At 39.8% G+C, this 20,971-nt stretch carries 11 protein-coding genes and 1 pseudogene; 7 read left to right on the top strand and 5 right to left on the bottom strand.

The genetic code is table 11. The features are described from left to right. Positions 1-226 precede the first annotated feature (226 nt). From P3J6_RS07075 to P3J6_RS07065, 3 genes are all read left to right on the top strand, one after another. On the top strand, positions 227-3,373 hold the full coding sequence (locus P3J6_RS07075) for a DEAD/DEAH box helicase (RefSeq protein ID WP_010388794.1): 3,147 nt from the start codon (positions 227-229) through the stop codon (positions 3,371-3,373). Between the two features lie 580 nt (positions 3,374-3,953). After that, a complete protein-coding gene (gene rmuC, locus P3J6_RS07070; RefSeq protein ID WP_198522564.1) occupies positions 3,954-5,423 on the top strand; it encodes a DNA recombination protein RmuC in 1,470 nt (489 codons plus the stop codon). 104 nt (positions 5,424-5,527) lie between these two features. After that, entirely contained in the window at positions 5,528-6,325 is a 798-nt protein-coding gene (locus tag P3J6_RS07065) for a DODA-type extradiol aromatic ring-opening family dioxygenase (protein ID WP_198522563.1), read from the top strand. Positions 6,326-6,397: 72 nt separating this feature from the next. On the opposite strand, the gene P3J6_RS07060 is transcribed toward P3J6_RS07065, so the two are convergent. Then, positions 6,398-7,261: an MBL fold metallo-hydrolase gene (locus P3J6_RS07060; RefSeq protein ID WP_178957077.1), complete on the bottom strand. Its 864-nt coding sequence runs from the start codon at positions 7,259-7,261 to the stop codon at positions 6,398-6,400. 104 nt (positions 7,262-7,365) lie between these two features. Between P3J6_RS07060 and P3J6_RS07055 the strand changes: the two genes are divergently transcribed. The 3 genes from P3J6_RS07055 (at position 7,366) to P3J6_RS07045 (ending at position 17,190) form a co-directional block, all read left to right on the top strand. Further along, entirely contained in the window at positions 7,366-8,253 is an 888-nt protein-coding gene (locus P3J6_RS07055) for a LysR family transcriptional regulator (RefSeq protein WP_198522561.1), read from the top strand. Between the two features lie 134 nt (positions 8,254-8,387). Then, the gene (locus P3J6_RS07050) at positions 8,388-10,733 is read left to right on the top strand and encodes a S9 family peptidase (RefSeq protein ID WP_198522560.1); all 2,346 of its coding nucleotides are present in this window, start codon (positions 8,388-8,390) and stop codon (positions 10,731-10,733) included. 787 nt (positions 10,734-11,520) lie between these two features. Beyond that, complete coding sequence (locus tag P3J6_RS07045) at positions 11,521-17,190, top strand: Ig-like domain-containing protein (RefSeq protein ID WP_198522559.1); 5,670 nt, start codon at positions 11,521-11,523, stop codon at positions 17,188-17,190. Between the two features lie 182 nt (positions 17,191-17,372). Here the strand turns inward: P3J6_RS07045 and P3J6_RS18800 are convergent. The 3 genes and pseudogenes from P3J6_RS18800 to P3J6_RS07035 all read right to left on the bottom strand — a co-directional run. Beyond that, a pseudogene (locus tag P3J6_RS18800) lies at positions 17,373-17,581 on the bottom strand (ISAs1 family transposase); the annotation flags it as partial. Between the two features lie 134 nt (positions 17,582-17,715). Continuing rightward, positions 17,716-18,690, bottom strand: coding sequence for an alpha/beta hydrolase (locus P3J6_RS07040; RefSeq protein WP_198522558.1), 975 nt, complete (start codon positions 18,688-18,690; stop codon positions 17,716-17,718). Between the two features lie 507 nt (positions 18,691-19,197). Further along, on the bottom strand, positions 19,198-19,509 hold the full coding sequence (locus tag P3J6_RS07035; protein ID WP_198522557.1) for a hypothetical protein: 312 nt from the start codon (positions 19,507-19,509) through the stop codon (positions 19,198-19,200). Between the two features lie 109 nt (positions 19,510-19,618). Between P3J6_RS07035 and nhaR the strand changes: the two genes are divergently transcribed. Next, positions 19,619-20,512, top strand: coding sequence for a transcriptional activator NhaR (gene nhaR / locus P3J6_RS07030; protein WP_138606387.1), 894 nt, complete (start codon positions 19,619-19,621; stop codon positions 20,510-20,512). A 69-nt stretch (positions 20,513-20,581) separates the two neighbouring features. Here the strand turns inward: nhaR and P3J6_RS07025 are convergent, their stop codons facing one another. Further along, entirely contained in the window at positions 20,582-20,956 is a 375-nt protein-coding gene (locus tag P3J6_RS07025) for a hypothetical protein (protein ID WP_198522556.1), read from the bottom strand. Positions 20,957-20,971: the final 15 nt, after the last annotated feature.

Raw genomic sequence — 20,971 nt, 5'->3', positions numbered from 1 at the left:
CCTGATCTACTCCTAGCAAAACCTCCCTGTTAAGTTAATTTATTGTTTTTATTTTGTAATTTAAACGCCTTTTTTTAGTGAGTAAAATTAAACAATCCTTATAAACCAATTTTTTACTAACCAATCAGATCCAACCAGTTTATTTTAAAAATAATATTGCTTTAGCTCAGCGTTGATAAGGCATATACTGGAAAAATTGTTTTTAAATTTTAATACTTTGAGTGACATGTCTGCTAACTTATCAAAAAATGATTTAATGGCTATTTTTGAAGAAATTAAAAATGAGCAGGCTACCCAGTTTCCTCTTTCTGAGCGATTCATAAAAAAATTGTTTAAACCCGCGGTGTTAGCAAAAGGTAAGTCGTATTATAAAAACGGCCAAATAAGTTGGTTAGAACATAATGCTGATTTTTCTGTTGTTGATTCTACTGTGCAAGGCGATAAGGGCATTGCGTTTAACCAACGAATTGAGATCAGTAAATTACCAACTGGCTATTCAGTCGACACACACTGTACTTGTAATGTTAAAACTAAATGCCGCCATTTGGCTGCAATTTTGTTAAAACTTAAAATTGAACACTCAGGTGAATACGGCGAAGACTATTTTATTAATGACTGGTTTAGCGAACTCAGCTCGCTTAAAAACACCGATCAAGCTCATCCATCACAAGTGTTACTGTTTGTATTAGATATTGAAAACGATAAAGTATTTTTAACGCCTAAAATTGCCAACTACGATAAAAATAATAATTATGCATTAGGTCGCAATTTAACTGAGCAACAGCTTAATAGTTTTGTAACCCCTAGCGACCTGCTAGAAAGTGATTTTAGATTATACAGCTGGATCCGCTCCCAAAATGCGGTCGGTAATATTGAACTCAAAGGTCAATGGGGCTTTAACGCGCTGCAGCAGTTACTAGCTACAGAACGATTATTTTTACAGCGTTCGCGAGTACCTATAAAAGCGCAACCTGGCTTACCCCTAAATTTTGTTTGGGAAAAACAAAAAGAAGTCACCCAGTTAAAAATTCACCTAGATCAAATTCCTAATTGGGCATTAATTAAAACTACGCCGCCCATCTACTTAGATTTAGATAAATATAAGCTAGGCCGCATTCGCACGCCGCTCAGTGCTGACGAAATTGCTCATTTACAAACAATACCAGCACTTCACGATACAAACTTTGATCGAATTTATAAGCAGCTTGCTGATAATTTTGGTGCCGGTGTTATTCCCCATCCTACTAATGCACCAAGCATGCCTGTTAAGTCGTTGAGTAATGCCGTACTTAAGGTCAGCATGTCGGGCTCAGTAATGGCTATTTCGTTATCGTTTAAGTATAAAAATAAAAACTATTTAGCAGGTACAGCGCCTGAAAAACTAATAAACAGTGCATTTGAAAACACCGTTACCAACGAGCTGGTCAACTTAGGCTTTGATTTTTGTAAAGGGGGTTTACACAGCGAGTTTATTTTTAGTCAGGAATCAGCTATTCACTTACACTGGTTAGCGCATGAGGTGTTACCAAGCTTTAAGCAACGTGGCTGGCAAGTATCAATGAGCAAAATAAATATTGCCGATACTAAAAACCAAATTTCCTTGCATGTAAACAGAGCTGCAGGGCATCAAATGCATTGCAAAGTTGTGCTTAACGATACCAAAGTGGCCACTTTATTTAATGTAAATAATAAACTGTTTGAATCGTTAAATCGTCAAAGCGAATTGTTTTATTACTATCCCGTTGGCCGTCAATTTGGAGTTATAGATAAGGCTGCGTTTAATTTATTAATTGAGTTTAAATTGCGATTTGAGTTTATTAAAACGCGCGACGAATTTAATATTCCACTTTCATACTTACCTGAGTTAGTTAAGCACACAGCCATTAATGTTGAGCTACATGATCCGTCATTAGAGCGCTACCTTGATGAGCTAAGCAATGACGCGCTGTTATCGCCCAATATCGCCATTCATGGCTTACACGATTCTGTGGTTCTTAGAGAATACCAACAAGAAGGCGTAGCTTGGCTTAACTTTTTAAAGCGTAATCAGCTAGGTGGTATTTTAGCGGACGATATGGGCTTGGGTAAAACTTTGCAGGTGATTGCTTATTTAGCCAGTTCTTATAATACTCCGCAGGCTGGCCCTACGCTTATTGTTTGCCCAACAAGCTTAGTGAGTAATTGGCAAAACGAAATTAACAAGTTTGCTAAAAACTTAAAAGTCACCACTATTTTTGGTGCACACCGTAATGATGCGTTGAAACACTTGGCACAAGCACAGTGTATATTAACCACCTATCCGTTATTAAAACGTGACATTGCTTATTATTCGCCACTGTATTTTGAAAACATTATTCTTGATGAAGCGCAGTATATTAAAAATGATACGGCACAGGTATCGCGGTTAGTTAAACGTTTGAATGCCGATTTTAAGCTTTGCTTAAGCGGTACCCCAATTGAGAACAATTTATTTGAATTAAAGTCGTTACTCGATTTTGCTATGCCTTCGCTATTAGGTTCCCAGGCGCACTTTAAGCAGCACTTTCAAGGTCCTATTGAGCGCGAAAGTAACATTGAGCGTGCAGAGCAGTTAAAAGCGTTAATTATGCCGTTTATTTTGCGCCGGACTAAAGCCCAAGTAGCTCAAGAACTGCCGCAAAAAACGGAGCTTGTTAAAGAGTTTGAGTTTGAGCCTAAACAAAAAGACATGTACCAAGGCATAACACATGCGCTTGAAGAAAAACTCATTGATTTATTTGCCGAGCAAGGCGTGCAAAAAAGTAAACTCGCCTTTCTAGAGGCACTATTAAAACTTCGCCAAATTTGTTGTCATCCTAAACTTATTGAGCCAGAAACCGACGCTGCTAGTGCTAAGTTAGAATGGTTATCAAGCCATTTACCTTTAATGCTCAGCCTTGGCCGTAAGGTGATTATATTCAGCCAGTTTACCTCTGCTCTTGATTTAATTGCCGAGCGTTTGAATACACTTAACATTAAATTTAGCATGTTAACTGGGCAAACGCGTCATCGCGATAAAGTGATAGACGAATTCACCAGTGGCACTACTTCGGTATTTTTAATTAGCTTAAAAGCAGGTGGCACAGGGCTTAATTTAACCCAAGCCGATACCGTTATTCATTTTGATCCTTGGTGGAATCCAGCTGTTGAAAAGCAAGCGACCGATCGTGCTTATCGTATTGGCCAAACTAATCCGGTATTTGTGTATAAATTGATTATGGCTAACTCTATTGAACAAAAGGTGTTTCAAATGCAGCAAGATAAACAAGCGCTTGTAGATGCATTATTTACTGAAAAATCAATGAGTTTTACCCAGTTTGATGAACAACAAATGTTGTCTTTAATTAAAAGTTAAAAATTAACAATAAGTTTTTGAACTTATTTGAATTGTGGGCGTCTATTAATATAGCTTGGATAAATTGCAGTTTCTCCAAGTTTTCATGTTGATATCCCATATAGTAGTTACTAGACATAGTAATGATTAAGCCAGCCAGTTCAGCGCTGGCTTTTTTTTGCCTGAATATTTTAAACAATTTTATTTAAAATATTTTTGAACTAATCAATAATAGCTGGGTCTATTAATATGCTTGTAGTTGATATGTTGTTATACAAGTTTCATGTTGATTTCCCTGTTTGATTACTAATTTAGTAATATTGAGCCAGCTTTATTAGCTGGCTTTTTTTATGCTCTAAATTCAACTTTTTTAAAAATTATTTTGAACTAATTTAATCAGGACGCGTCTACTATTATGCTTGTAGTGATGTGTTGTTATACAAGTTTCATGTTGATTTCCCTGTTTGATTACTGATCAAGTAATATTGAGCCAGCTTTAATAGCTGGCTTTTTTTATGCGCTTAATTTAGTGCGTTACCCCTACTGCTAAAGAGCGTTATTCGTTATGATGGCATGTCACTAAATTTTAAAAGTTTATTTTATGTTTACTTCGTTTTTATCCCATTTAGATTGGTTAAGTGTAAGTGCTGGCGCTATAACAGGCATGGCTATTTGTGGTGTTGTATCAATGCAATTAAGCAAAAAAATAAAGCGCCAAGTAAATGAGCAACAACAACAGTTAATGTTATTACAAAGCCAGCATGAGCAAACACAAAGCCAATATGCCGCGTTGGTTGAAGAGCACGATTTATTAGGACTTACACATCAAGAGCAGCGGGATCAGTCTCAGCATTTTAAAACCCGTTTAACTGAACAAGAAAAGCAAAGCCAAGTTTATAATCAATATTGGCGTAAAGCAGAAGCTGAGCTAACCGCCCTGCGCGAGCAATACAATCTGCGCGATGTAGAGCTTAATAATATACGCACTACCCTTGAGCAAAAGCAGCAACATTTTAGTGAACAACTCGCCCATATAGAGCAAAGTAAAGAAACGCTTAAAAAAGAATTTGAAAATTTAGCTAACCAAATATTAGAAGAAAAGTCGCAAAAATTTAAAACCCTCAATCAAGAAAGCATAGAGCAGTTACTTAAGCCGGTTCAAGGTGAGCTAAAAGGCTTTAGAGATAAAATGGAGTCTATTCACGTTGAAGACTTACAGCAACGTGCAGCACTTAAAACCGAGCTATTACATTTACAAGCCAAAAGCCAAGCAATTACCGAGCAGGCCGATAAGTTAAGCAATGCTTTACAAGGGCAAAAGAAAACCCAAGGTAATTGGGGCGAGTTAATGCTTGAAAACGTGCTTGATAGCGCAGGCCTGCGCGCTGGCACCGATTACAAGCGAGAAGTGTCGTTTAATACCGAAGACGGCCGTTTGCGCCCTGATGTAGTGGTGTACTTACCCCAAGGGCGCCACTTAGTGATTGATGCAAAAACATCGTTAAATGCCTATACCCGCTATGTAAATGCCGAAACAGAGCTTGAGTCTCAACAAGCGATTAAAGAGCATGTAAATGCCGTAACTGCCCGTATAAATGAGCTGGCCAGTAAATCCTATGATCGCCTACCAGGGATAAACTCACCGGAAGTTGTTGTGATGTTTGTACCCATAGAATCCGCCTTTGTAGAAGCACTTAAATACCAAGGCGGCATTTACCAGCAAGCAATAGAAAAAAACATTTTGGTTGCTACCCCTACTACCCTGCTAACCAGTTTAAATATTGTTAAACAGTTATGGCGCTTCGAAGAGCAAACTAAATATTCAAAAGAGCTGGCTAATCGTGCTGAGCGTTTTTACAGTAAACTCAACGGCTTTTTAACCAGTATGGAAGGTGTGGGTAAACAGCTTGATAAAGCCAAAGAAACTTACGATAAAGCATTTTCTCAGTTATACCGGGGTAAAGGTAACTTAATTAAACAAGCCTCAGAATTTAAGGAGCTTGGTGTATCTGTTCAAAAAGAGTTACCTCAAGAAAGCGTTGAACGCGCTCACTTAGAGCTTGATGAATAAACACCGCACATAATTTTTGCGCACTGAGGTTGTGCATTTATGTGGCTAGTTATTTACTAACGGCGCAGGCACTATAATAATATCTGTCCTTTAGGATTAATCACATGCAACGCCCAACCGTTTTTTTCATTTCACATGGTGGCGGCCCAATGCCATTACTAGGTAATGCCAACCATGCAGAAATGCGAGCCTGCTTAGAACAAGTTGCCGCTAAAATCCCAAAGCCTTCTGCTATCTTAATGGTCAGCGCGCATTGGGAAGCTCAACCAATTAGTATAACGGCGCACTCTTCACCGCCGCTTATTTACGATTACTATGGTTTTCCCAAGCAGGCGTACCAATTAACTTACCCTTGTGCTGGCCAGCCGCAACTTGCTAATTTAGTACAGCAGGCGCTCGCAACACATAATATTGACTCAAAACTCGATTCACAGCGTGGTTTTGATCACGGTATGTTTGTACCGTTAAAAATTATGTACCCAGAGGCCGATATTCCTTGTGTGCAAATATCCTTGCACCCAAGCCTCGATCCGTTAATGCATGTTGAAATTGGTAAAGCGTTGCAAAGTATTGATTACGAGAACTTATTAATTATAGGCTCAGGCTTTACCTTCCATAATATGCGCGCTTTTGGTGTTACCCAATCAAGCGATGTTAATCAGCAAAATCAGGCATTTGAAAATTGGCTGGTAAGCACAATCGCAGATCAAACATTAACCGAGCAGCAGCGTGAACAGCAATTATTAGCATGGCAGCAGGCTCCAGCTGCACGCTTTAATCACCCCAGAGAAGAACACTTGTTACCGCTACATGTATGCTATGGTGCTGCTATGTGTTCAAGCACTGAGGTATTTGAATTAAATATTGCCAATAAGCGAGCCAGTATGTATTTGTGGCAATAATAAAAAACACGCCAGACTTTGCTAGGCGTGTTTTTTGGTTCTACTGCATTTATTGCAGCGGTTAAGCGGCAATTACCATTTCATTTCACCTTTATGAACTTTAGCACCAATGCTAAGAGCCATAGGTAATACAGCCTCAGGGTATGAGTTGGTCATTTTATCTATCAGCAGCTTACTGCTATCACTACTTTGCTTAGCGTGTGCAAAATCCTTTAAATACTGGATTGAAAAATCAATATTTGCAGCATCTAATTGGGTGCCTGCTTTCATATGCCCAGGGATCACCACGTCAGGGTTTAGTGCTTTCATTTCATTAAGTTGTTTTGCCCATGCATTTTGCTCTGCTTGAGTTTGTGCATCGGCCATCCATAAATGAACATTAGCGTATACAGCCACATTTCCTAAAATAGCTTTATTATCAGGTATCCATAAATAAGGACGATGATTATGCTCACCCTCTGTACCACGAATTTCAATGGTATGGCCTTCTATTTTTAAGCTATTACCATTAAATATCTTAGGTACGACGGGGTTTTTAGGTGCGTTTTCACCCATTTTTGGCGTCCAAAAAGCAAGTTTGCCTTTAAGCTTTGCTGCTATTTTTTGGTGCACTGCCGGTGTGGTTATAATCTTTGCGTCAGGAAAAAACTGCTGTAACACTTCAGCGCCAAAGTAGTAATCAGGATCGGCTTGGCTAATAAAAATAGTTTTTAGTTGTTTACCAGAGTCAATTACTTTGGCGGCAATGCGCAGTGCATCTGCTTTGGTAAATCCGGTATCAATTAAAATTGCATCGGTACGGCCATAAACCAGCGTGGCATTAACATGAAAGCTATTGCTGTCAGCGTTATACACATCAAGGGTTAGTGGGGTTTCGTCTGCAATAGCGATATTGCTGGCTAATAGTGTGCTTAGTAAAAGAGTGCGTAGGTTCATAGTATTCTCATCATTGGTTGCTAATGCGAGCATAATAAAGGTTTGATATGTTCAGAAAAACAACCAATAATTAGCATCATTGTTTCATAAATCGTGCAAATACTATGGATAAACTCACCGCAGCGCAGGTTTTTGTGGATGTTGCCTACTCAGGCAGTTTTACTGCCACTGCCGATCGGCTTGAAATGTCACGCCCTATGGTTACTCGTCATATTGAGTCGGCGGAGGCTTGGTTAAATACGCGCTTATTGCATCGCACTACCCGTAAAGTAACGCTTACCACCGCCGGCGAGGCCTGTTTACCCGAAATAGAGCAATGGTTAGCACAGGCTAACCGTTTAGTTGAACAAACAAAAAGCCAGCAACAGTTGTCAGGTAAAATACGAGTAGCGACCAGTATGTCGTTAGGTTTTGCGCAATTAGCCCCTATATTTACACGCTTTATGAAACGTCATCCTAACGTGCAAATAGACATAGATCTTGAAGACTCAACCACAGATCTAATAGAGCAACGTGTTGATTTGGCAATACGTATTGCAGCCAATCCTGATCCTTCGTTAATAGGTAAACCTATTGCCGAGTGTGAATCTATATTAGTGGCCTCAGCCAGCTACCTTGCTGATTATCCGCCAATAACGACACCACAACAGTTAAGTGCTCATCAGTGTTTAGGCTATAAAAACTTCGACCGATATATTTGGCATTTACACAACGGGGATGAGTTTCAATCGGTTGATGTTAAATGTAATTTAAGTGCAAACGAGGCCACCACATTACTTCATGCAGCCATAGCCGGTGGTGGTATCTCAGTGCAGCCTACGTATTTGGCAAATCAATATATACTAGATGGTCGCTTGCAGCGTGTATTAGCGCCATGGACATTAAACCAAATGAAAATATATGTGCTTTACCCTTCTCGTCAGCATTTATCGGCAACAGTAAGAGCACTAATCGACACGCTCAGTGAAGAATTTAAAAATCCAGCATGGTAATTAATTATAAAAGTTTGGGTTTAAACCATGGCTTTATGCGTTAAGCATGCTGATATTCTGTAGGTTATTTTGTTACAGTAAATGTAATAAGCGCCTTAATCTATAAAGGTCAGCAGACCCAAGGAACAATAATAATGAATCTGATCAAAACATCGGGCTTGGCACTGGCCATTGTTGCGGGCTTAGGCTTGCAAGCATGTTCAAGTACCAGCATAACAACCAACAATAATGCAGCGATGAGTACCGTGAATAATCCATTAAGCCTAGCGCAAATTTATAAAGATAAAGAGTTCAAAACCCAGCGTAGCACTTACTTTAAATGGCTAGACGATGGCACTGGCTACACAGTGCTTGAAGAGCGCGAAAGCGAAAAAGAAGAAGCGGACGATAACAACGCCGATGACGAAAAAGAGCACGGCGTAAAAGGCAACGACATTGTATTTTACAATGCTGACGGCACAGGCCGTAAAGTATTGGTTGAGTTTGAAAAGCTGTTGCCAGAGGGCGCAGACGAGCCATTTGCAATCGAAAGCTATCAGTGGTCAAAAGACGGTAAATGGCTGATGGTATTTACCAACAGCGAGCAAGTTTGGCGTTCGCGCAGCAGAGGCGACTTTTGGTTACTTAACCTTGAGACAAACCAATTACAGCAATTAGGTGGTAAAGACGTTGAGCCAACTAAGTTAATGTTTGCTAAGTTCTCGCCAGATAGCTCAAAAGTGGCTTACGTGCGCGACAACAATATTTATATGCAAGCGGTTGGTAGTAACGATGTAACCGCGCTCACAACCGATGGCAGTGCCACCATTGTTAACGGTAATTTTGATTGGGTATACGAAGAAGAATTTACTATTGCCGATGGTTTTCGTTGGAGCCCCGACAACAAATCAATCGCCTATTGGCAGCTTGATACCAGTGACGTTAAATTTTTCACTATGATCAACAACACTGACGAACTGTACCCTACCCTTAAAGAGTTCCCTTATCCTAAAGCGGGTGAAACCAACTCTGCCGTGCGTGTTGGTGTGGTAAGCCTTAGCGACAAACAAACCCGTTGGGCTGAGCTTGAAGGCGATAACCGCGACCGTTATATTCCGCGTATTAGCTGGGCAGGCACCGGTAATGAATTAATGATTCAAGACTTAAACCGCCCACAAAGCCATAACAAAGTGTGGTTGTTTGATTGGCAAAAGCAGCAACTGACTAAAATTTTAGAAGACAAAGACGATGCGTTTATCGAGTGGTTTTATAAAGCCAACTGGTCAAAAGACGGTGAGTTTTTTATTTGGCATAGCGAACGCGACGGCTGGCGTCATCTTTACCGTGTATCGCGCGATGGCAAAACTATTATCGACCTAACCCCAGGCGATTTCGACATTATTGATATGCTGAGCATCAATGAAGACAAAAACGTAATGTATTTTATTGCCTCGCCAAACGATCCTGGTCAGCGTTATTTATACAGCACACCGCTTGATGGCAGCAGCAAACCGGTGCGAGTAACACCTGCTGAGTTTGAAGGTTCAAACAGCTACTACATGTCAAAAGATGCCTCATGGGCAATGCACACTTACTCAAAATTTGGTACGCCACCGACTAAAGAGATTATTAAAGTGGCAGATCATAGTAATGTAAAAACCTTAGTTGAAAATACAAAGCTTAAACAAAAGCTGGCTGAGCAAAGCTTACCAAAGCATGAGTTTTTCAAAGTAAACGCGCAAGATGGCACCGAGCTTGACGGCTACATTATGTTCCCAGAGAACATGGATAAAAGTAAAAAATACCCAATTGTGTTTTACGTATACGGCGAACCATGGGGCTCTACCGTGCAAGATCGCTGGGAAGGCAACAGTTACCTGTATAAATCACTGTTAACGCAAAAAGGCTTTATTGTGGCATCGGTTGATAACCGTGGTACACGTGCACCAAAAGGCCGCGATTGGCGCAAATCGATTTATAAAAAAATTGGCTCAATTACCGTGCAAGACCAAGTAGACGCCCTAGATGCTATGGCTAAACGTTGGGATGTAATAGACACAGACCGTGTTGGTGTGTGGGGGCATTCAGGGGGCGGTAGTTCAACCCTTAACTTATTGTTCCGCCACGGTGATAAATTTAAAGTAGGCATTGCCTCAGCACCCGTGCCAGACATTCGTTTATACGACACCATTTACCAAGAGCGTTATGCAGGCAACCCAAACACCGATCCTGAGAGTTACGATAACACCTCGCCGATTACCTTTGCTAAAAACCTAACCGGTAAGCTATTACTTATTCACGGCTCAGGCGATGATAACGTGCATTATCAAGGCTCAGAACGCTTAATTGACGAGCTTGTAAAGCATAACAAGCAGTTTGAGTTTTTCTCATACCCTAACCGTTCACATAGCTTACGTGAAGGCAAAGGAACCACTTTGCATTACCATACTATGATGGCTGACTTTTTTGAAAAGCACTTACTAACCAAGCAATCGCTTTAAAAAGTAAAATACTAAAGCCGCACACTAATTATTAGTGTGCGGCTTTTTTGAACAAAATGTAATGGGGGTTTACAGCTTCTTATACTTCTTTTTTCGGTTATATAAATACACTTTTTCCATATATCCAGCACCAAGAACTATCGATGTAAATGTGCCTGTCTTTCTTAGATTGATGATCAACGCCTCCAACTCAGTGGATCTTCAGGCTGTTTGATAATAAAATTTTGGATACGAATATTACTCTTTTTTAAAGTAATATATTAATAACTTTCAAATGTTTGCTTGACTATTGAAGTTTGAACAATATTAAGCATTTGGCCTACAACTCTAATCACGCAATGCTTTTGATTAATGTCATATCGATTTATAAATGTTCAATTATGCTCAGAATGGCGCTGTAGCCAAGGGTTTGGAGCTATTAGATCATATCAGTTAACAAAGTGCGATCCCGCCCAGGGACTATAGAAGTGTGGTTTAATTTAGTTTTGATTTAACTAAATAAGTAAAAAAAAGATATTATATCTCTCATTTTCTTTTATATTTAACTATAATAATCAAATATTTATGTAATTTGTTAATTTGTTAATTTGTTAATTTGTTAATTTGTTAATTTGTTAATTTGTTAATTTGTTAATTTGTTAATTTGTTAATTTTTTGTTTCTTTTGTGGGTGAGTGGTTAACGGTGAATGTTCCTCTTGTGGGCAATGATTGGCAATATCTCGCGTATCGCGACTTATTAACGGATTACATATACCACTTCTTCGTATTGATAGGTAATGATTTTTTATGAGAACCACCGCTCAAACCATTGCTAATATTAAACCTTCGGTTTGTATTAAGCATATTTCAGCAATCAGCTCTTTATTTAATCTGGGAAAATTCAGGTTGAAATCCGGTATTAAATTCCTTGCATATAATGCCTTTGCTTTACTTTTATTTGCTTTTACCAGTATGGCATACGCCAATAACAACCCAGTGTGGCAGCATTGGAGTAAAGATAAAATTGCTTCATTTACAAACGGTTATCGAAGTGATGTGGCAGACTTTAATCAAGATAATCTACCTGATTTTATTGTTACGTCATTGTATGGCAATGCTGTTAATGTATATCTAAATGATGGCAATGGTAAATTTGCAACAGTCGTGTCTCCTTTAGGCGCAGATGGGGCTGATTTACGGGAAGTCGCCGCTGGTGAATTAGACGGTAAACCAGGTCTCGACTTTGTTGTAGCAGATTTTAAGAACGACGCTGTGTATTTATACACCAATAATGGCGCGACGCCGACCCCTGCTTTTACTCGTACGACACTACCAACAGATATCGCATCACCAAATGGTGCTCAGTCTATCAGTCTCAGTGATCTAGATGGTATCAATGGTTTGGATATTGTTTTAGCGTCTCAAAATTATCGCGATCGTATATATGTTTATCTAAATGATGGTGCTGGTAATTTCACCCAAAGTCGGATATACGATGGCGATAATTATTCGTTATTTGAGATAACAGTTGCTGATGTTTCTGGCGATGATATACCTGATATTATTGCTGGTGACTTAGGTAGTACAGCTGGACGTAACTTCTGGTTAAAGGGTAATGGTGATGGCACGTTTCAAGCGGGGTTAAATCCATATGCCACAGAAGCAACTGATTTACCCTCACTTCAAACTGCTGACTTTAATGGTGATAGTACCAACGATATATTTGCTATTTCTAAAACTGAATTATATTGGTTTGAAAATAATGGTACGGGTTCGTTCACCGAGCATTTGATCAACCCAGGTGAGCCTATTATCGATAATGGCTCGCAGGGAAATGTGGCTGATATCGATGGAGACGGCGATATCGATATTTTAATGGGTTCAGAGAGCGATGTCATTTGGTATGAAAATAATGGTTTAGGGAGTTTTACAAAACAGCAGATAAGCTCAGGTTTTGAGCTAATAAATGCTGTCAATGCTGTTGACTTTGATGGTGATAATAGCCCAGATGTTGCGGTAGTCGACAGAGTTGGCGGGGGAGTTTTTTGGTTAAAGAGTCAAGCTGATTTTAGTGTCGAAGAAAAGAACGATGTAGTAGGCAGTGTTAATGCCGAAGATATGGATAGCGACACTTTAACCTATAGCATTTCTGGCGGGGTAGATTCTGCGAAGTTTAATATAAACTCAAGTAATGGTGCTCTTACTTTTCAAAATGCACCTGATTATGATATCCCAGACGACGATGGTAAGGATCGTATCTATAACTTTAATGTAAGTGTTAGTGACGCAAAGGCAAATGTGATTATGCCTGTTGAAGTCACTATCACCGAAGCTCCTAAATTTGCACCCGTTATTACCGAAGGAACCTCAGTGTCGGTAACTATGAGTGAAAACGCAAATCCAACAGCCTTTGTATTAACGCTAAACGCTACCGATCAAAACAACGATACATTGACTTGGTCAATTAGCTCAAATGCTACCAATGGTATCGCGAGCGTTTCTGGCACAGGTACTTCAAAAGCGATTGGCTATACCCCAAATATCAATCACGATGGTACTGACCGCTTTAACGTGAGAGTCAGTGATGGTGAAGGCGGTATGGATACAATTACTGTCAATGTCATCATACAAAACGTTAATGTGCTGCCAATGGCGACATCTCAGACTGTTTCTTTAGCTGAAGATACGGCGAAAGCGATGACCTTGAAGGGGACCGATAGCGATGGCACCATTGCCCGATATCTTATCGGTACACCTTCTCACGGTAGCCTATCGGGTACTGCACCTAACTTAACCTATATCCCCACTGCTGACTTTAATGGTAAAGATAGCTTTTCCTTTACAGTGACAGATAATGATGGCGGCGTCTCTTCTGCTGCAACGGTATCGATTTCGGTATCATCGGTAAATGACCTACCGACAGCGAGCGCACAATCTGTATCGGTTGAAGAAGATGGTAGTGTGGGTATGACATTGTCAGGATCTGACCGTGACGGCACCATTGCCCGTTATCTTGTCGGTACACCTTCTCATGGAAGCCTATCGGGTACTGCACCTAACTTAACCTATATCCCCACTGCTGACTTTAATGGTAAAGATAGCTTTGCCTTTACAGTGACAGATAATGATGGCGGCGTCTCTTCTGCTGTAACAGTATCGATTACTGTATCGTCGATAAATGACTTACCTATGGCGAACGCACAATCTGTATCGGTTGAAGAAGATGGTAGTGTAGGTATGACCTTGTTAGGCTCTGACCGTGACGGCACCATTGCCCGTTATCTTGTCGGTACACCTTCACATGGCAGTCTATCGGGTGCTGCACCTAACTTAACCTATACACCCACTGCTGACTTTAATGGTAGCGATAGCTTTACTTTTTCTGTAATTGATAATGAAGGCGGCGAGTCAGAGCCTGTAAAAGTCGATATCACCATTGATGCAGTAAATGATGCGCCATTGGCTGAAGATGACACCATGGAGTTTGATAAAAATGGTCAGAATAGGTATGTCCTAGATGTTTTAATCAATGACAATGATATTGATGGTGATACGTTAAGTGTTGTATCGGGCAATGCTGATATTGGTAGCGTGGTTGTTGAAAATGGCCAGCTTGTCTTTAATGCCCCTCCTGGTTTTATAGGGTCACTCACATTAACTTACCTCATATCTGATGGTAATGATGGGACTACTACCGCAACAGTCACGCTTACCATTAACGGCTTGTTTGATGACATCGCGCCAACGCTTACCCTGCCGGAAGATCGAGTCGTTAATGCCACAGCGTTATATACTAAAGTTGATTTAGGCGTAGCAACCGCACTCGATGCGAACGGTAACCCATTACCAGTATCGCTGGTCGATAATCGTGCAATGTTTTCTCCTGGTATAAGTAAAGCTTACTGGCAGGCTACCGATGCTGACGGTAATCAGTCAATTTCAGCACAAGGTGTTCAGATCCATCCGCTGATTTCTATTGGTAAAGACCAAACCGTTGTGGAAGGGAGTACCGTAACGGTGAAATTTTACTTGAACGGCACGTCACCGACTTATCCAGTGGTGGTACCGTTTACTGTGTCAGGTAATGCGCTTGAAGGGGCTGATCATAGCTTAATATCTGGTGAAGTCGAAATTAGCGAAACCAACACAGCGAGTATTACTTTCGAGACCTATGACGATAGCGTCGCTGATAGCGGTGAAACCATAGTAATTAGCCTGTCTGATACCGTGAACATTTCTCCAGATTCTGTACAAAATATCACATTATCTGAAGGCAATATTGCACCAGAGGTGATGCTTACGGCTAAACAGCAAAACGAAAACCGTACGTTATTGTCGCGATCTGATGGTGAGGTAACCGTTAGTGCAGCCATTAGCGATAACAACAGTGCAGATAGCCATACACTCCTATGGTCAAGTACGTCAGATGAGTTAAGTGTGCTAATTAATAGGACAGTATCTGAAGCCATATCGTTTGATGCGGCAGACTTATCGGTTGGTATTCATAAGTTAACAGCACTGGTTAAAGACTCTGGTGAGCCAGGATTAACGACACAGGCCGACATCTACCTAAACGTGGTGAGCGCGCTACCTGTATTAACTGAAACTGATACAGATGGCGACTTAATTCCTGATTCACAAGAAGGTTTTGCTGATAGTGACGGTGACGGAATTGCTGATTACTTAGATGCTATCAGTGTGTGTAATGTGGTCCCTGAAATGATCAGCACGCAAGCCACCTTCTTAGTAGAAGGTGAATCGGGTGTATGTTTGCGTAGAGGCTCGGCCGCACCTGCAACGCAAAGCGGTAGCTTATTGTTAACCCATGAAGAAACCGTTCAAGCTGTCGGTGAAGATGGGGAAGCTAAAATAGTTGGTGGTATCTTTGATTACATTGTTGTTGGTTTAGAAAAGCCAGGACAAGAATACAAATTAGTATTACCACAGCGCCAGCCTATTCCACTTAATGCCATCTACCGTAAGTACACTGATGCAGCTGGTTGGGGAAATTTTGTTGAAGATGCTGACAACATACTGTTTTCAACCCTTGGTGAGCCTGGATTTTGCCCTCCTCCTGGTAGTGAGCAGTGGCAAGAAGGTTTAACGGAAGGTCACTGGTGTGTGCAGTTACAAATTGTTGATGGTGGCCCGAATGATAACGACGGTGTTGCCAACAGTAGCATTGCTGACCCTGGTGGTGTAGCTATTTACTTAAGCACGAATACCACACCCGTTGCTGAAAACGATGCAATTACGATACAGTGGAATGAAGCGGCTAATATTGATGTATTGGCTAATGACAGCGACATTGATGGTGATGAACTGCTCGTGCTAAGTGCAAGTGCAAATTTTGGTGCGGTAGAGGTGTTAGCGAATTCATCACTTAGCTACATGCCAAAACCAGACTATGCGGGTATAGATACCATTACCTATGTTATTTCAGACGGTAATGGTGGCACAACAAGTGCGCAGGTGAATGTTAATGTTATTGCGAATCGGAGCCCAGTTGCTAATGATGACGTTGCCTCGACGGATGATAGAACAGTTATAACGATTGATATATTGAAGAATGATACCGATGAAGACGGCGACACGTTAAAGATTATCTCTGCGTCAGCGATACACGGCAGTACTGCGATTGTGAATAACTCTATTCAATATACGCCGGCAATAGGGTTTGATGGCACAGATACTGTCACTTATATCATTTCTGATAATAAAGAAGGTGAAGCTAGTGCCAAGGTTAGTGTGAGTGTTGATGCCTTTGAAAGCGCTACAGTCGTTAATGAATCAAAATCAAGTGGTAGTATGTCGTTATTCACCTTATTGCTATTGCCTTTAGCATTTGTGAGACGGGTGAAATCTATCAAGTTATTAGCTGCAACTATATTAATGTCTAGCCTTATGGTTTTGCCTGCTAAGGCTGAGTGGGGGCTTACGGCGAGTGTTGGCCAAGCAACTGCGCATGTATCTAAAGGTGAACTGAATAGAGCCTTGGGCTCGTTAGATGCACAAATAACAGCTTTAGATGACTCTGATACTAGCTGGAAACTGGGCGCTGTTTATCAGGTCAATAAGAATTGGTTTGTGGATGTTAGTTATCAAAGTCTAGGTGATTTCTCTGCTAGTATCGACGGTATGACATTAGATGGGAATGCATTTAAGCACGCTGTTTCAAAAGTCCAACCTATAACAGCAGGTGGTATCTCTGCGGCTGTTGGGTATCAGTACTTTATTAACGACCAGTGGTATTTAGGTGCTAGCTCAGGCGTATTGGTGTGGAAAAGTGACAACAAGACTTATAGCCAGGGTTTGGCAACGATTAACCGTGAAGAGAATGGTACTGATCTCTACTTCGGTATTGAGCTAGGTTATCAGCTCTCTGATAATATGAGTGCTGGACTGGGTTACACATACTATGGTCTAAAACAGCATGATATTAGCTCTGTTGGGTTAACGGTTAAATACTTTTTATAATTAATTGTTAGCATTCATATTTTTAAAAAAACCTATAATGGCGTATAGCTGTTATAGGTTTTTTAACGTTATAACGATATGATGTTGAGTGTTTACTAATCATCACTGATGAGATCAGGGAGCGAGTATACTTTGATGAATTTATAATCCAAAGAAAATACTCGGACTCGATAATCATCGCTTCATCCAGCTTTTTTCAATTTAACCTTCTGGCTTGCTACTCCACAATCGCATTGCTTCAACATGTTGATCACGAATAGTCTAAACAACGCTATATTTTCTACCGCACCATCTAACGTAATGCGAGAGTTCTCCTCTTTAAAAAGAATATCTAAATGTTGTAATACGGGTTGTTTTCAATTCGCCAATGCTGTCGAACATAATGCCTTAAAAATAAATAGTGTGCGGCTTTTTTAATCAAAATGTAACGGGGGTTTACAAAGCGTAAGTTGGATAGAGTGCAACGAAACCCGACAATAATAAAAAATGACTTATAAACTCAATGTCATCTAAAATAGCGAAGGCTCACCATGTTATTAGCCATTTTTCAATTTCGATAACATCATCACGATCAAACACCATTAAACTTGAATGAGAGCGAGCATTAAAAGTTATTTTTTTTACTAACTCATTTTGTATAGATGAAAAGTAAGCCGGGGGGGATAGAGAGTCAACATCTGAGTTAATTAACAATACAGGCTTTTTAGTCTCAGTTAATTTAGGCAATAAATTTGTTTCTTGAATGGTTACTCCTGCCTCAAACATTGCCTGGTTAACAATATTATCAATCTCGCTATGAAAAAAATGACTAAGCAAAGGCGATTTATAAGGTAAGTACTCCTTAGCTGCAACATCAAAACTCATCATTGGGGCAAGTAAAATAGCAGCGTCAACATATTCTGATGATAATAAGTTACTTGCAGTAAGTGCTCCCATAGAATGGCCGACTACAACAGTCTGGTTATTTGGTTGATTTAAAAGTGATTCAGCAAGCAGTTCATTTAAAATGCCGTGCTCTTTTGCTGCAAATACAAATGCTTCAGTTGATTCACCATGGCCAAAAAGATCTGGAATAATAACGTTCATACCAAGCGCTCTAAAATAGATAGCTGAAGCCATCATTGCTTCTTTACTGCCCCCATAGCCATGAAGTAATAAAGCAGTGCCTTTAAAACGATTAAATGTATCTGGTGTCATTCTGTGTGAAATTGTATTTTCTACATTATTACCAGTTGCATGAAGGTTGTAATAAACAGAACTCTCTTGCGAAAATTCGGCTGCTTGATAAGGTTCAGCAGTCAGATATGTAATGCATTGAGTGGTACTAAAAGAGCAAAATTTTTGTTTTTCAAAGCCAATGTCGCTAGGTTTTGCTTTTATAAACTGTGCTTCAGAAAGATAGATACCGGGGTTTGACATGACGTAACTGCCAATAGAAGTACAGCCAGACAAAGAAAATATATAAAGTGTAACTGCTAATAGTTTGGTGAAATTTTCCATTTTCGCTTCATTAGTTAAATTTGAATATCAACACTTTAATTAAGCAGATAACGTCCTATGAGGTGGAGGAGGTTTTAGCCGTTAGTTAGGCATTTTTTTATTATTTCAAAGTACCTTAACAGTATCTTCTATCCACCTCAATTTTCTCGAGTAAATAAATCTGTTTGGTATTAGGTAGACACTTGCTTATTAATCAAAACCCAAATTTAGTGCTTAGTTACGACTTTGAGTTACTTTTTTATCTAAGTTTTATGGATTTAGGTAATTGAAAATTTCACTCTCTTTTTAATCAAAATGGTGTGAGGGGTTTACAGCTGAGGTCAAAGGTTAAAGGAACAAGGTCAAAGATTTTTAGTTACGGTAAGTTGGGTAGAGTGCAACGAAACCCAACAAGGAAATACTGCTCAATGGCAATAATTGAATCTTTTAATACTAAACATGGCTTGGAATTAGAGTCGTATTAAAAGAGTAGCATCCATGCCACTGCAAGTGCGATATTAATAAAAATTAAGAGCTTGGTTGCGAAGGTTGATACTTATTAACGAGAATGTGTTGTAAATTTTTAAGTGCCCGCTTTATCGCTTGCAGCATACTTCTTCCCTTTGTATTTACATTAATACTGGGTAGCCCAGGCAAAAGAATATTAATTTTGCATTGTTGCAAAGTGCCGTGGCGCTCACTCGAAAGATCATTTATTTGAATCTCAACTTTACGAATATTTAAAGCATGTTTTGCCAATTGGCTTTTTATCAACTTCAAAAGCGACATCTTTTCACTTGCGTTAATTATCTTGTTTTTAACTGTAAGTTTTAGCTTCATGCAATTACACCTTTTAATAGTAACTATGTTGCAGGCATGACTGTAATCTACTAACTTAGTGGCAAAGGAAAAAGCTGATTATTTCTTACTTTAAAACAGGTATTTTCGAATGATTACCAACATTAACTACAATCACTTATATTATTTTTGGCAGGTAAGTAAGCACGGCAGTATTGCTGCGGCGAGTAAAATACTTAATTTAACGCCGCAAACGGTCAGCTCACAAATTACTAACTTAGAGCAACGATTAGGAAAACCACTGTTTGTTCGCCAAGGCCGAGGCCTACAGCTAACTGAATTTGGCCATGTAACTCAGCAATACACCAATGATATGTTTGCTATTGCTCACGAATGGCTAGAAACCACGCAAGGTGATACCACGCAATACTCACGAACGTTAAAGGTCGGTATTTCAGACGTGTTGCCTAAATCACTGGTGTCGAAGTGGCTAGCGCCTTTAATTAATAACGACCGTATTACCAACTTGCATTGTATTGATGGCCAACAAGATGAGCTGCTGGCACAAATGGCGATTCATAAGATCGATTTAGTGTTAGCTGATAAACCACTCGATACTACCTTGTCATTTAAGGCGTTTTGTCATGAAATAGGCAAAAGCCAAATCGCTCTTTTTGGTAACGAAACATGGCATTCGCAATTACATAAGCAGTTTCCGCAGTCTTTAAACAACAAGCCTTTAGTGCTCCCCGCAAAAGAAAGCCCCGTCGCGCGTGCTATTTATTATTGGCTGCAAGAGCAAGATATTGAAATGACAATAGCTGGCCATGTTGACGACAGCGCATTAATGAAGTCGTTAGGTGAGCAAGGGTTTGGGGTATTCCCTGCGCCTATTTTGGTAAGAGCCGAAGTAGAGCGCCATTACGGCGTTAATTACATTGGTACAATTGATAATGTTTATCAGCATTATTATGCCTTTACACCCGACAGGCTCATTAAAGACAGTATTTATGACGAATTTATAAAGCATGCGCAAATGACGTAGATTTTAGTTAATCGTCTTAAGATTGACGGGCGTCGGGGTGCGGGTTACGGGTCTAAAACCTTACACTTCTCAAACTTCAAATAAATATATTAAAAATATCAACAAAGCGATAAAGAATACCGGAGTGAGCAAATAAAATATGATATTGGCTACTATTTTATTGTTATCTCTAAAGTTTAATACTTTTTGGCGTGCAGCAATCAAGGCTGGGAATGTAATAACCCCTTGGATACCGATAGCTAAAGTAATAGTAAGTTGCATGATAATAATTTGCCAGTATTGCTCTGGGTCATCAATTAACGATGCTTGTTGATAGTCGCTGCCTGTCGTTCCAAGCTGATGAGCAGTTCCTGTAATTAACCCTATAATAGGTGATATCAAAAAGAACAAAGCAACACTTAAGATTGTTTTATCAACTTTATCCCTTAATTTAACTATTTTCATAGCATCCTTGCCTTA

It is taken from the genome of Pseudoalteromonas sp. 3J6 (assembly GCF_903995135.1).
Taxonomy (GTDB): Bacteria; Pseudomonadota; Gammaproteobacteria; order Enterobacterales; family Alteromonadaceae; genus Pseudoalteromonas.
Note: the sequence above shows the minus strand (reverse complement) of the source record. Positions and strands in the feature narration are given on the sequence as shown.